This is a genomic window from Microbacterium sp. TWP3-1-2b2 (genome assembly GCF_049896145.1).
Classification (GTDB): Bacteria; Actinomycetota; Actinomycetes; order Actinomycetales; family Microbacteriaceae; genus Microbacterium.
Map to the genome: position 1 here is coordinate 2,373,776 of NZ_JAFCTS010000001.1, position 11,741 is coordinate 2,385,516.

Below are 11,741 nucleotides of genomic sequence, written 5' to 3' on the forward strand. Positions count from 1 at the left end.
CGGATCCTCACCTGGGCGCGACGCGTCACGGGCGCGCCGTCGGGGCATAGCGTACCCGCCCCGGTCGACAGGATCGTTACCCGGACGAAGGCGTCAGGCGACCTTGGTGCCGCGAGTCGCGGCGAGTTCCTGCCCGTAGACGCGCGCCGACTTCTCGGCTTCGTCCTTCAGCTCGTTCGCGACATCGGTGAAAGCATCCATCGCGGGGTTGACGCCGACGAGCGTGAACGGACGCTGCACGACACGCAGGTCGAGACCCCAGACATCCTCGAGCACGCGGCGCAGCCAACCGGTGGAGTGATCCCAGCCCTCCTTGGGCGTTCCCGGCGCGTAGTTGCCGCCGAGCACCGTGACGAGCGTTGCGGGCTTTCCGTTCAGCGCGGTGCCTTCTGGATCGATGCGAGGGTCGGTGTAGGCGAGGTCGAACCAGGTCTTGAAGTGCTGCGAGACGCCGTAGTTGTACAGCGGCACGGCGAACAGGAGCGCGTCGGCGTCGATCAGCTCGTCGGCGAAGGTCGCCGCGAGGGCGCGTGCCTCATTCTGCTGCTCGCTGCGCTGATCCTCTGCCACGAACTTCGATGTGACGGCATCCGCCCACACCGTCGCGGGGACGGGGTCGGCCGCCAGGTCGCGCCTGGTCACGATCGAGTCGGGGTGGGATGCCGTCCACTCGGCCTCAACGAGGTCGGCGAGCGAGCGGCTGGCGGACGTCGCAGGGAGGATGCTGGCGTCCAGACGGAACAGGGACATGCGTGACCTTTCGTTTTCGGAGTCACTAGGTTTTTCTTAGCGACTCGGGTTAACGTAGCACATGTATGATGGGGGCATGGCCGAGGCCGCAACAGCGATCCATCTGTGTGACACCGCTGTCACACTGGCGTTCAGCGTGCTCGGAAAACGCTGGAACGGCATGATCGTGTCGTCGCTCGGCGGGGGCCGTGCCACCTTCGTGACGCTGCGCCGTGCAGTCACCGGCATCAGCGACACCGTGCTCTCCGACCGCCTCGCGGAGCTCGCTCACACAGGACTCGTCGCCCGCACCGTCGACGCCGGGCCACCGATCACGGTCTCTTATGCACTGACCGAGAGCGGCCAGAGTCTGCTGCCGATCCTCAGCCAGCTCGGCGAGTGGGCCTCGGCGAATCTCGAGGTTCCAGCGCACTGAGTCTGAACTCAGGCGCACCCGCACGACGACGGCACACCTGCACCACGAATCCGCGCATCCGGTCGTGCATCTGCACTCCGGTCGTGCGTCTGCGCTCGGCGCCAGGCCTCACCAGGGGTTCGGCTTGTAATCCTTCAGGAACACCCCGTGAACATCGACGCCGGCCTCGCCCTGCACGATCGGGTCGTACACGCGCGCAGCGCCGTCGACGAGGTCGAGCGGGGCGTGGAAGCCCTCTTCAGCGAGGCGCACCTTGGTGTGGTGCGGGCGCTCATCCGTGATCCATCCTGTGTCGACCGCGGTCATCAGGATGCCGTCGGTCTCGAGCATCTCGCCGGCACTGGTGCGCGTGAGCATGTTGAGTGCGGCCTTGGCCATGTTCGTGTGCGGGTGTCCTGGCCCCTTGTAACGGCGCGAGAACTGCCCTTCCATCGCCGAGACGTTCACGACGTACTTCCTGTGCGCCGACGACGACGCCATCGACGCGCGAAGGCGACTGATCAGCAGGAACGGCGCGGTGGTGTTCGCCAGCTGCACCTCGAGCATCTCAAGCGGATCGACCTGCTCGATCGACTGCACCCAACTGTTGACGCGATTGATGTCCGGCACGAGTCCGCCGGCGTCGATCGCACTGCCGTCCGCGTGCTTCTCCAGCGACGACGACCCCGGTGCCATCGCGAGCCTGGCGAGGTCTTCTGCGGTGAGCGCCTGCCCGCCCTGCTCTGCGACCGTGCCGCCGAGGGCAGCGACCGAGAGCAACGGATTGGAGTCGACGGATGCCTGCAGCGCCTGCGGATGCGGATCGACCGTGTGCCCGAACGTCTCCATCTCGGGCAGCGGGCCGTCCGGCAGCGGCTGCATCTCGGCATCCGCCAGCAGAGAATATGCACCCGGCGAGCGCCTGACCGTCTGCGCGGCGTTGTTGATGAGGATGTCGAGCGGGCCCTGGGCAGCGACCGAATCGGCGAGCGCGATCACCTGGGCGGGGTCGCGCAGGTCGATACCGACGACGCGCAGACGGTGCAGCCAGTCGACCGAATCCGGCAGAGACGAGAACCGGCGCACGGCGTCGCGGGGGAAGCGCGTCGTGATGGTCGTGTGGGCGCCGTCTCGGAGCAGCCGCAGCGCGATGTGCATGCCGATCTTCGCGCGGCCGCCGGTGAGCAGCGCGCGCTTGCCGGTCAGGTCGGTGCGGGCGTTGCGCTTGCCGTGGCTGAAACGCGCGCAGTCGGGGCAGAGCTGGTGATAGAACGCGTCGACGAGCGTGTACGGCTGCTTGCAGATGTAGCAGTTGCGCGGCTTGAGCAGCTCGCCCGCGATCGGGGCATCCACCGTCGTCTTCAGATCATTGCCGCGGGTCTCGTCGTCGATGCGATCAGGCGCGCCGGTCGCGGTGTTCGCGACCACTGCCTTGTCGGCCGCGGCGATCGCGTCGCGGATCTCCTTGCGGCGCACACGCTTGACCGCCTTGAACATCGCGGCGGTCGCCCGACGGACGGCGACATAGTCCGGATGCTCTTCGCTGATCTTGTCCATCGAGGCGAGAACGCGCAGCGTGGTCTCGAGGTCTGCCGGGTCGAGGCCGTCGCCGAAGTCAGGGGTGTCGGCAGCGGGCGCATCGGTCATTGGGCTGATTTTACGCGAGCGGGCTGGGAGACCGCCGCCCCGTGACAGTGTCTCCACCCCGGCGTATCGTCGCGGTATGGACCACAGCGCATACGGCATCATCCCGGCCTACCTTCTCGCCCGTCTGGCCGAGTCAGGGCGCTTCCCCCGGGCGGCGGACGCTGCGCGCCAGACCCTGCTGGCCGGTCGTCCGACATTCCGCGCCCGCATCAACCTGTCGATCGACGAGCAGGGCGATCTCGTCGCCGAGCTGTCGGATGCCCCGAACCGCACGATCAGCGACGCGCAGAACACCGAGACGCTGCCGGGGGTCGTCGTGCGTTCGGAGGATGGCCCGGCTGTCGACGACGTCTCGGTGAATGAGGCGTTCGACGGACTCGGAGCGACGTTCGAGCTGCTGCTCGGCGCCTACGGCCGCAACTCACTCGACGGGGCCGGCGCCGCGCTGGATGCCACGGTGCACTACGGCGTCGACTACGACAACGCGTTCTGGGACGGCGAGCGCATGGTCTTCGGAGACGGCGACGGCGAAGTGTTCCGCGGCTTCACCGGCTCGATCACGGTCATCGGCCATGAGCTCGCCCACGGCGTGATCCAGCACACCGCCGGGCTCGAGTATCAGGGCCAGCCCGGGGCATTGAACGAGTCGATCGCCGATGTGTTCGGTGCTCTCACCGAGCAGTACAGCGAAGGCCAGAGCGCCGATCAGGCGACCTGGCTGATCGGCGCCGGCATCTTCACCGACGAGGTGCAGGGCACGGCTCTGCGGTCGATGCTCGAACCCGGCACCGCCTACGACGATGATGAGCTCGGCAAGGATCCGCAGCCGGCGCACATGAGCGATTTCGTGCAGACCACGGAGGACAACGGCGGAGTGCACATCAACTCCGGCATTCCGAACCGCGCGTTCGCCCTCACCGCGACCACGCTCGGCGGCAATGCGTGGGAGCGCGCCGGTCTCACGTGGTACCGCGCGCTGACCGGGGGCCTGGCGAGCACAGCGAACTTCCGAGAGTTCGCGGATGCCACGATCGCTGCCGCGGTCGACGATGAAGTGGCCACAGCCACTCGCGCGGCGTGGACCACCGTGGGAGTCTTGGGGGATGAGCGACGCAGCCCAGCCGAGTGAGCAGGATGACGACGAATCCGCCGTCCTCATCATCGTCGTCCGCAGCGGCGGCATCTCCGGCATGAGCCGGCGGTGGAAGGTCGAACCTGCACGCGATCAGGCGTCGCACTGGATCGCGCTGATCGAACGCTGCCCCTGGACCGATCCAGGGCCATCGCAGCAGGGCGCAGATCGCTATGTCTGGAGCATCCGCGCCCGCACACCCGAGGCCAAGCACGAGCGGGAGGTTCCGGAAGCCGCGCTCGACGGCCCGTGGCGTGAACTGGTCGACGCGGTCCGCGCAGCCACGACCACGACGCTCAACGACCGGATCGTTCCTCCAGCGTGACCCGCGTGACCGGCAGTGCCTCCGGGTGCTCCTGCTGCAGCCACGTCATGATCTTCTCTCGCACGAGGCAGCGCAGATCCCACTGATCATCGGAGTTCGCCGCTGAGATCATGAACCGCAGCGTGACATGGCCGCCTTCGGATCCGGTCACCAGCACGTTCGCCGAGCGCCGGTCCCATGCATCCGACGCCTCGACGATCTCCATGAACTTCTCGCGCACGGCATCCACCGGCACTCGCCAATCGAGGTCCATGTAGACGGTGCCCAGGATCTTCTCGGACCGCCTCGTCCAGCTCTCGACGGGCTGCGACGTGAAGTACGTGCACGGCAGGATCAGGCGCCGCTCATCCCAGACGTAGACGACGACGTACGACAGGTTGATCTCGCCGATGCGGCCCCACTCGTCCTCGATGACGACGACGTCTCCGACCCTGATCGCATCAGTGAAGGCGATCTGCACTCCGGCGATGAGGTTGCCGAGCGTCGACTGCGCGGCGAGTCCGGCGATGATGCTGACGACGCCGGCCGAGGCCAGGATGCTGGTGCCCACCGCCCTGACTTCGGGGAACGAGAACAGCACCGCGCCGATCGCGAGGATCGAGATCAGGACGACGACGAGACGGTTCAGGACTGTGAGCTGCGTCTGGCGCCGTCGCGCCTCCGGGCTCGTGGCGTCGCGTCTGCTGTCGTACTGCATGAGCCGTTCCATGCCGAACGTCACGACCGTCGACAGCAGCCAGGCGCCGACCAGCACGACGGCGATCAGCAGGACGCGCTGCAGCACCGGCCACCACGACAGGGTTGAGGGAGCGGTCACGGCGAGCGCGATCCACACCGCGATCAGGAACGCCAGAATCATCCCTGGCGCTCGGATGCGGCGCTCGAGATCACCGATCCACGCCGAGCGTCCACGGGCGCGACCAGCCACGAACCGGACGCTGATGACGATCGCCGCCACGATGGCGATGGCCACGAGCAGGGCGACGATCGCCTGCACCCACGAGGCCCAATCCACGTTCAGACCGACGAGAGCGTTCAGGCCGTAGAGAGAAGGCATCATTCCACCCTAGACAAGGACGCCTGCCAGCGAGAAGCCCCTTGTTTCTGTGGCATCGGCGGCGCACGCTGGATTCGATGAGGCAGATCGTGCGCCGCGTCGGATAAGCGAACCCTCGCAGCAAAGGAGCTGTCATGTCGCAGAAGGTCATCCCGAATATCTGGTTCGATCAGAACGCCGATGAGGCCGGCACGTTCTACACCGACGTCTTCCCGGGAGCAACGGCGACGGTCGGCGCACGCTATCCCGACGATGTCCCCGATTGGCAGGCGGATTTCGCCGGCAAGACCCTGACCGTCGACCTCGTGATCGACGGCTATCTGCTCACGTTCATCAATGCCGGCGACGAGTTCCGTCCGAATGCCTCCGTGTCGTTCATGCTGAACTTCGATCCGCTGCGCTTCGACGGCGATCGGGACGCCGCGCGTGCCAGACTCGACGAGACCTGGGCGAAGCTCTCAGACGGGGGCACCGTGCGGATGGAGCTGGGCGAGTACCCGTTCAGCCCTTGCTACGGCTGGGTGGAGGATCGGTACGGCGTCAACTGGCAGCTGCTGCTCGCGAACCCGGAGGGGGATCCGCGGCCGTTCCTGATCCCGCAGCTGATGTTCTGCGGCCCAGTGCAGAACAAGGCGCGCGAGGCTGCGGAGTTCTACGCGTCGTTGTTCCCCGACGGCGAGGTCGGATTCATCGCCGAGTACCCGACGCAGACGGGTCCGGCGGATGCCGGCAGCGTGATGTTCGGGGAGTTCCTCCTCGCCGGGCAGTGGTTCTCGATGATGGACTCGGCCGTCGAGCAGGACATCACCTTCGACTGCGGGGTATCGCTCGAGGTGCGCGTCGCCGATCAGGAAGAACTCGACCGCTACTGGAATGCGTTGACGAGCGCGCCGGAGGCGGAGGTATGCGGTTGGCTCGCCGACCGGTACGGGCTGAGCTGGCAGATCGTTCCGGAGAACATGGGCGAACTCATGCAGCGCCCTGGCGCGTACGGGAAGATGATGGGGATGAAGAAGCTCATCATCGCCGACTTCTGAGGATCACATGGGACTTTTCACACAGAAACCAGACGACCCCGGGCCCTGGGCATCGCTGCCGGGCGAACCCCTGGATCAGGATGCCGCCGACACTCTCGACGGCGCCGCCGCTGTCGATCCGCTCGAGGTCGGAATGGGCGCGCAGACCACGTCGATCGTGTTCCCTGTCGCCCCGGTTCTGGAGGAGGGCGCCGAGCAGACGGATGGCGAGCCGGAGTCCTGAGCGTCAGCTGATCGACTCCGGCCGAGCTCCCAAGCCGACGAACCTCCCGGTCAGGTGCGTGAGCCGGGGGTGATCGCGCAGCACCCGCAGCGGGAGCGGCAGCGGCTCGCCCGGTTCGCGTGACGCGATCAGTGGCCCCTGCAGCCGTCGCTGCACGAACTGGGTGACCCGTACCGGCCAGGTGCGGCGGCGCTGCACCCGGCGCAGGTCCTTCTCCTTCGGAGTGCGCTCGCGCAGCACGGGACCGAGGATGCGGGCAGCGGCGACGGCATCCTGAATCGCCAGGTTGATGCCGACGCCTCCGGCGGGCGACATGGCATGCGCGGAGTCGCCGATGCACAGCATGCCGTCGGTGTACCAGCGGCGCAGCCGCTCCAGCTTCACCCGCAGAAGGTGCACGTCGTCCGCCGTGACTGTGGCGACGGCATCCACCATGCGCGGTGAGATGCGCGCTATGCGCTCCCGCATGTCGGCGAGGTCAGGATCCGAGCCTGTCCAGCTGCCGGCAGGGATGACATGCGCGATCTGGAAGAAGTCCCCACGGTCGATCGTGATGATCATGCCCGCACCCGCCTGCACGAACGGGTATGTCTCGCCGACGCGTTTCGTCAGTCGGAACCACAGCACGTCCATCGCCGCTGCCTGGCCGACCGGAGCGAGTCCTGCTGCCGCCCGCACCTCCGAGTCGCGCCCCGACGCATCGACGACGAGCCGTGCCCGCACTGTGACATCTCCGTCTGGTCCTGCGCCTGTGACGCCGACGACTCGCCCCTCTTCGCGAAGCAGGTCCGTGACTCGCGTCGAACGGAGCAGGCGGAATCCCGGATGCTGTGACGCGGTGTCCGCGAGCAGGTCGAGGAAGTCCCACTGCGGCATGAACGTCATGGCCTTCCGACGCGTCGGAAGCCGGGTGAAGTCGGCGAGGGTGAGTTCGGTGCCCTGCCAGCTGAGGCGCACGCGGGGCATGTCGTCGTGCGGACGGGCGAGGAACTCGTCGAGCAGCCCCAGGTCTGAGAGCAGCTCCTGAGTGGAGGGATGGATGGTGTCGCCCCGGAAGTCGCGCAGGAAGTCGGCGTGCTTCTCGGCGACGGTGACCTGGAACCCCTGACGCAGAAGGAGCAGCGCCAACATGAGTCCGGCTGGGCCGCCGCCGACGATGACGCAGTCGGTGTCGATGTGGATGCTCATGGATTCCACGATCCCGCTGAGCATGCCAGGATGCGAGCATGGTCAATAGCCGACCCGGCCGTCCCCGAGGGGATGCCACTGCGCGTCAGCGACTGCTGGATGCCGCACACCAGCACTTCGAGGCGGGTGACCTGACCTCGATGTCTGCTCGGGCACTTGCTGCCGAGGTGGGCGTGAGTCACACCCTGGTCAATTATCACTTCGGTTCGCGGAACGCCCTGATCGCCGCCGCCGTCTCGCTGCGAGCAGCCCCGCATCAGGTGGTCGCAGCGGCGACGGACGAGCACGGGCACATCGATCTCGCCCGACTCGTGCACGGACTCGTCATGGTGTGGGAGCATCCGGACAACGGCGCGCGGCTCGTGGAGTTCGCTCGCCGTCTCGCGACCGGCGATGAACGCTCGCCGGCGCTGATGTCGTATCTGCAGAACACCGTGTTCGCGGCGCTGGCCGCGGAATTCGGGCAGGAGCGCGCCCGACGCATGGCGACTGCGATCGTCGGAGTGATCTTCGCGCGATACGTTCTGCATCTGCCGGCCCTGACCGCGCTCACGCCCGCTCAGGTCGCGACGCACCTGTTGTCGATGCTGCGGTAGCGCCTACACTGTCCCCGGAATCGACACGAGGGGGAACCATGCCGACTGCTGATGAGGCGACGCGACTGCTGGCGCTCGCGCAGACCGCCCACGCACGCGGAGATGCACTGCTGCAGTTGCAGCTCGATGTCAGCCTGCTCACGGGTCAGACATCGACATGGGGCTCGGCCGGCAACACGATGTCCGGCGACGAGAGCATCGGATACTTCCTCGGCGAGGTCGAGAAGATCGGTTGGCGGCTGGAGCACACCGGCTTCACGTTCGTCGAGAGCGGTGCGACGACATCGGCGCGGATGTTCGGCACGGGCGAGGGCGTCGTCAACCACGGCGCGGTCGCCGGTTACTACGTGTTCCGTCACGCGTGAGTCGCGCCATCCCATCGCCCGAAGCGTCACGGCAGAATGAGATCGTGACCGACTCCGATCCCGACGCCCACGTCCTCGGACCTGGATTGTTGGCGACGCCCTTCACCGCCGATGAGATCCGCGCCGCGTGCGGCAACGGCAAGACGATCCGGCTCCTGATCGAAGAGCCGAGTGGGACTCGCAGTTTCCGCGTGAACCGCTTCCGCGAGACGGATGCCGATGGCGCCACGCTCGATCGCTGGAGTTCCGGCTCGGACGGGGTCGTCCAGGGCGAGATCTCCAGTGCACGGGTGACGTGGCGTGATCTGCAGGCGCACGCCGCGTTCCCGGCGGATCGTGCCGTGCTGTCGAGCGAGACATTGTCGTTGCCGATCGGCCGGCTCGACTGTCTTCGCTATGACGTGCGCGAAAGACCGGAGGCGGCCCCTGCGACTTTCTGGTTCTCGACGAGGCACCCCGGTATGCCCGTGCGGTACGAAGCGCCGGCGGAAGGCGGCGTGCAGCGCACGACGATCGTCGCGATCGAATGGCAGTAGTCATCGCCGTTACGCTCGAAGGATGACGATCATCGCCGCCGCAGACGGCTCCGCCCTGGGCAACCCCGGACCGAACGGCTGGGCCTGGTACATCGACGACGCGAACTGGGCTGCAGGCGGATCGCCGCACGGCACCAACAATCAGGGTGAGCTGCAGGCCGTGCTCGAACTGCTGCGCGCCACCGCGGGCACCGACGAGCCGCTGCTGATCATGTGCGACAGCAAGTACGTCATCGATTCGATCACCAAGTGGATGCCGGGCTGGAAGCGTCGCGGATGGCGCAAGGCCGACGGCGCTCCTGTGCTCAACCGCGATCTGATGGAGTCGCTGGATGAGGCGATGCGCGGCCGCGACGTGAGGTTCGAATGGGTCAAGGGCCATGCCGGCCACGACCTCAACGAGGCCGCGGACGAGCGGGCGAACAGCGCGGCAAAGGCATATCAGGCGAAGCAGGAGCCGCGCCGGGGCCCCGGTTTCACGATGGGCACGGACGCTGGAGCCGCCGTCGCGGCGTCAGCCGCAGTGGCCGCCTCCGCGCCTGCCGCCACCCCGGCTGCGGCGGTGCGGGAGTCGCGAGTCGCCACGGCGCCTGCCGCGGCGCCGCTGTGGGCCGACGCATCCGATCTGCTCGACGGTCTCATCGACTCCTCCGATGTCGCGCCGGTCGAGGTCAGCCTCGCGCTGTCACCCGCCGAGCTGACGCGTCTTCGCAGCCGCGCCGAGGCGCAGGGGGTCTCGCTGGAAGAAGCGCTGCGCCGGCTGATCTGACGGTCGCCGAGTGCGGGTCAGACCTCGGCGGTCAGCCACGCCACCACGACGTCGCCGATCATGGAACGGAAGTGCTCGCGGCGGTCCTCGGCGAGGAGGTCCCGGTCGAAGAGGTACCCGAAGGTGTGCTGGTTGGCGACCTGGAAGAAGCAATACGAGCTGATCACCAGGTGCACGTCGAGCGCGTCGACATCCGCCCGTACGCTCCCCTCGGCGCGCCCACGCTCGAGCACGGTCTCGAGCACGGCGACAGCCGGCTGGTTCACGGTGCGGAGGCCATCGAGGCGCTTGATGAACTCTCCGTGGTGGATGTTCTCGATGGACACCAGGCGGATGAACTCGGTGTGATTGCGATGGTGATCGTAGGTGAGCTCGGCGATCTGCCGCAGCGCCTCCACCGGTGCCAGATCACCCGCGTGGATCGACTGCTCCTTCTCGCGGATGCCGCGGTACGCGTTCTCGAGCACGGCGAGATAGAGCTGCTCCTTGCCGCCGAAGTAGTAGTAGATCATCCGCTTCGTCGTCTTGGTGCGTTCGGCGATCTCGTCGACGCGCGTGCCGGCGTACCCGGATTCGGCGAAGGCCTCGGTGGCGACCTCGAGCAACTCGGCGCGCGTGCGCTCTGCGTCGCGCTTTCGCACGACTGGCTCGGTCACGCTGTTCGTCATCGTCTCTCGTTCCCCTCGCCGGTTCGTGGTCGAACCGGGCACTGCTCGACACGGCGAGCGTTTGGCTGTGCACACATCATGCCCCACCCGCCAGCACGCGCCGCGGATTCACCACCATCAACCGGTGCAGCGTCGCGTCATCGACACCGTCGGAACGCAACCGGGGCAGCACGGAGTCGAACAGATGGGTCATATGCCAGTTCGGAACGCGGGCGGCCCGCCACGACGGCGGCGTCACGCGGCTGAACACCGCGGCATCATGCGACAGCACGATGCGATCGACGTATCCGGCGTCGAGCAGGGCGCGCAGCATCCGCATGCGATCCTCATCGCGGCCGACATGCTCCATGCCGAATCGGTCGAAGCCCAGATACGACCCTCGATCGGCAAGGCCCCGCAGGTAGTCCAGGTCGAGCGAGTCGCCGCTGTGCCCGATCACGACGCGGTCGAGGGGGACGCCCGAGCGCGCCAGCGTGTTCTGCTGGGCGATGCCACCACGTGCTGCCGCATCGGAGTGCGTCGTGATCGGCACTCCGGTGCGCAGGTGCGCGGCAGCGGCCGCCGCGAACACCCGCTCGACATCGGGAGTCAGTCCCGCCCCCTCCGAGGCGATCTTGATCATTCCGGCTCGCACGTTCGTGCCGGCGATCCCGTCCTCGATGTCTCTGATGAACAGCCCTTCGAGCTGGTCGGGCCCGTCGACGACCAGGCCGGGACCGTTCAGCCGGAAGAACGGTGGCAGCACGGAGGACGCGTAGCATCCTGTCGCCGCCACGATCTGCACCGGTACGCGCGCCGCGACCTGGGCGACGCGACGCACATCGCGGCCGAGACCGATGACGGTCAGGTCGACGACGGTCCGCACACCACGGGCGTGCAGCTCGGTGAGAGTGGCCACGGCGCGTTCGATCATCGTCTGCTCATCCCATTCCGGATGAGGCATATTGACATCGAGCTCGGGGTCGGTGACGAAGATGTGCTCGTGGATGAGTGTCATCCCGAGCCCATCCCCGTCAACCGGACCGGTGAAGGTCGGGACCGAACGCGCCATGCA

General features: G+C 67.3%; 15 protein-coding genes. 9 read left to right on the forward strand and 6 right to left on the reverse strand.

Annotated features, from left to right (window positions below; translation table 11 throughout):
• Window positions 1-93: 93 nt before the first annotated feature.
• Window positions 94-750 (reverse strand): FMN-dependent NADH-azoreductase, encoded by a 657-nt coding sequence (locus ACP7AR_RS11655; RefSeq protein ID WP_426185873.1) that lies wholly within the window; start codon window positions 748-750, stop codon window positions 94-96.
• Between the two features lie 76 nt (window positions 751-826).
• Here ACP7AR_RS11655 and ACP7AR_RS11660 point away from each other — a divergent pair, with 76 nt between their 5' ends.
• On the forward strand, window positions 827-1,165 hold the full coding sequence (locus ACP7AR_RS11660) for a winged helix-turn-helix transcriptional regulator (protein WP_426185875.1): 339 nt from the start codon (window positions 827-829) through the stop codon (window positions 1,163-1,165).
• Window positions 1,166-1,273: 108 nt separating this feature from the next.
• Here ACP7AR_RS11660 and ACP7AR_RS11665 read toward each other — a convergent pair whose 3' ends face one another.
• Complete coding sequence (locus tag ACP7AR_RS11665) at window positions 1,274-2,791, reverse strand: SDR family NAD(P)-dependent oxidoreductase (protein WP_426185877.1); 1,518 nt, start codon at window positions 2,789-2,791, stop codon at window positions 1,274-1,276.
• A gap of 76 nt (window positions 2,792-2,867) precedes the next feature.
• Here ACP7AR_RS11665 and ACP7AR_RS11670 point away from each other — a divergent pair, with 76 nt between their 5' ends.
• On the forward strand, window positions 2,868-3,920 hold the full coding sequence (locus ACP7AR_RS11670; RefSeq protein WP_426185879.1) for a M4 family metallopeptidase: 1,053 nt from the start codon (window positions 2,868-2,870) through the stop codon (window positions 3,918-3,920).
• Window positions 3,895-4,248 carry a protealysin inhibitor emfourin gene (locus ACP7AR_RS11675; RefSeq protein ID WP_426185881.1) on the forward strand — a complete coding sequence of 118 codons (354 nt, stop codon included), beginning with the start codon at window positions 3,895-3,897 and terminating at the stop codon, window positions 4,246-4,248. The genes ACP7AR_RS11670 and ACP7AR_RS11675 overlap by 26 nt, the downstream gene beginning before the upstream one ends.
• On the opposite strand, the gene ACP7AR_RS11680 is transcribed toward ACP7AR_RS11675, so the two are convergent.
• Window positions 4,220-5,305, reverse strand: a complete 1,086-nt coding sequence (locus ACP7AR_RS11680) for a mechanosensitive ion channel family protein (RefSeq protein ID WP_426185883.1) — start codon at window positions 5,303-5,305, stop codon at window positions 4,220-4,222. The genes ACP7AR_RS11675 and ACP7AR_RS11680 overlap by 29 nt on opposite strands.
• Window positions 5,306-5,439: 134 nt before the next feature.
• On the opposite strand from ACP7AR_RS11680, the gene ACP7AR_RS11685 reads away from it, so the two are divergent.
• Window positions 5,440-6,342: a VOC family protein gene (locus ACP7AR_RS11685; RefSeq protein WP_426185885.1), complete on the forward strand. Its 903-nt coding sequence runs from the start codon at window positions 5,440-5,442 to the stop codon at window positions 6,340-6,342.
• 7 nt (window positions 6,343-6,349) lie between these two features.
• On the forward strand, window positions 6,350-6,565 hold the full coding sequence (locus ACP7AR_RS11690) for a hypothetical protein (protein WP_426185887.1): 216 nt from the start codon (window positions 6,350-6,352) through the stop codon (window positions 6,563-6,565).
• A 3-nt stretch (window positions 6,566-6,568) separates the two neighbouring features.
• On the opposite strand, the gene ACP7AR_RS11695 is transcribed toward ACP7AR_RS11690, so the two are convergent.
• Complete coding sequence (locus ACP7AR_RS11695; protein ID WP_426185889.1) at window positions 6,569-7,753, reverse strand: FAD-dependent oxidoreductase; 1,185 nt, start codon at window positions 7,751-7,753, stop codon at window positions 6,569-6,571.
• A 38-nt stretch (window positions 7,754-7,791) separates the two neighbouring features.
• Between ACP7AR_RS11695 and ACP7AR_RS11700 the strand changes: the two genes are divergently transcribed.
• Genes ACP7AR_RS11700 through ACP7AR_RS11715 form a run of 4 tightly spaced genes read left to right on the forward strand, consistent with a single transcriptional unit; the run spans window position 7,792 to window position 10,019 of the window.
• Window positions 7,792-8,349, forward strand: a complete 558-nt coding sequence (locus ACP7AR_RS11700; RefSeq protein ID WP_426185891.1) for a TetR family transcriptional regulator — start codon at window positions 7,792-7,794, stop codon at window positions 8,347-8,349.
• A gap of 38 nt (window positions 8,350-8,387) precedes the next feature.
• On the forward strand, window positions 8,388-8,714 hold the full coding sequence (locus ACP7AR_RS11705) for a hypothetical protein (protein WP_426185893.1): 327 nt from the start codon (window positions 8,388-8,390) through the stop codon (window positions 8,712-8,714).
• Between the two features lie 44 nt (window positions 8,715-8,758).
• Complete coding sequence (locus tag ACP7AR_RS11710; RefSeq protein ID WP_426185895.1) at window positions 8,759-9,250, forward strand: hypothetical protein; 492 nt, start codon at window positions 8,759-8,761, stop codon at window positions 9,248-9,250.
• Between the two features lie 22 nt (window positions 9,251-9,272).
• Window positions 9,273-10,019 (forward strand): ribonuclease H family protein, encoded by a 747-nt coding sequence (locus ACP7AR_RS11715; RefSeq protein WP_426185897.1) that lies wholly within the window; start codon window positions 9,273-9,275, stop codon window positions 10,017-10,019.
• 17 nt (window positions 10,020-10,036) lie between these two features.
• Here ACP7AR_RS11715 and ACP7AR_RS11720 read toward each other — a convergent pair whose 3' ends face one another.
• The gene (locus tag ACP7AR_RS11720) at window positions 10,037-10,687 is read right to left on the reverse strand and encodes a TetR/AcrR family transcriptional regulator (RefSeq protein ID WP_426185899.1); all 651 of its coding nucleotides are present in this window, start codon (window positions 10,685-10,687) and stop codon (window positions 10,037-10,039) included.
• Window positions 10,688-10,763: 76 nt separating this feature from the next.
• Window positions 10,764-11,738 carry a phosphotriesterase family protein gene (locus ACP7AR_RS11725; protein WP_426185901.1) on the reverse strand — a complete coding sequence of 325 codons (975 nt, stop codon included), beginning with the start codon at window positions 11,736-11,738 and terminating at the stop codon, window positions 10,764-10,766.
• Window positions 11,739-11,741 lie beyond the last annotated feature (3 nt).

Excerpts from the sequence above, each read along its gene's own strand:
- ACP7AR_RS11665 (WP_426185877.1), bottom strand. The coding sequence starts at position 2,791 with ATGACCGATGCGCCCGCTGCCGACACCCCTGACTTCGGCGACGGCCTC.
- ACP7AR_RS11705 (WP_426185893.1), top strand. The coding sequence starts at position 8,388 with ATGCCGACTGCTGATGAGGCGACGCGACTGCTGGCGCTCGCGCAGACC.
- ACP7AR_RS11715 (WP_426185897.1), top strand. The coding sequence starts at position 9,273 with ATGACGATCATCGCCGCCGCAGACGGCTCCGCCCTGGGCAACCCCGGA.
- ACP7AR_RS11660 (WP_426185875.1), top strand. The coding sequence starts at position 827 with ATGGCCGAGGCCGCAACAGCGATCCATCTGTGTGACACCGCTGTCACA.
- ACP7AR_RS11695 (WP_426185889.1), bottom strand. The coding sequence starts at position 7,753 with ATGAGCATCCACATCGACACCGACTGCGTCATCGTCGGCGGCGGCCCA.
- ACP7AR_RS11725 (WP_426185901.1), bottom strand. The coding sequence starts at position 11,738 with ATGGCGCGTTCGGTCCCGACCTTCACCGGTCCGGTTGACGGGGATGGG.
- ACP7AR_RS11685 (WP_426185885.1), top strand. The coding sequence starts at position 5,440 with ATGTCGCAGAAGGTCATCCCGAATATCTGGTTCGATCAGAACGCCGAT.
- ACP7AR_RS11655 (WP_426185873.1), bottom strand. The coding sequence starts at position 750 with ATGTCCCTGTTCCGTCTGGACGCCAGCATCCTCCCTGCGACGTCCGCC.
- ACP7AR_RS11675 (WP_426185881.1), top strand. The coding sequence starts at position 3,895 with ATGAGCGACGCAGCCCAGCCGAGTGAGCAGGATGACGACGAATCCGCC.
- ACP7AR_RS11700 (WP_426185891.1), top strand. The coding sequence starts at position 7,792 with ATGGTCAATAGCCGACCCGGCCGTCCCCGAGGGGATGCCACTGCGCGT.
- ACP7AR_RS11680 (WP_426185883.1), bottom strand. The coding sequence starts at position 5,305 with ATGCCTTCTCTCTACGGCCTGAACGCTCTCGTCGGTCTGAACGTGGAT.
- ACP7AR_RS11670 (WP_426185879.1), top strand. The coding sequence starts at position 2,868 with ATGGACCACAGCGCATACGGCATCATCCCGGCCTACCTTCTCGCCCGT.
- ACP7AR_RS11720 (WP_426185899.1), bottom strand. The coding sequence starts at position 10,687 with ATGACGAACAGCGTGACCGAGCCAGTCGTGCGAAAGCGCGACGCAGAG.
- ACP7AR_RS11690 (WP_426185887.1), top strand. The coding sequence starts at position 6,350 with ATGGGACTTTTCACACAGAAACCAGACGACCCCGGGCCCTGGGCATCG.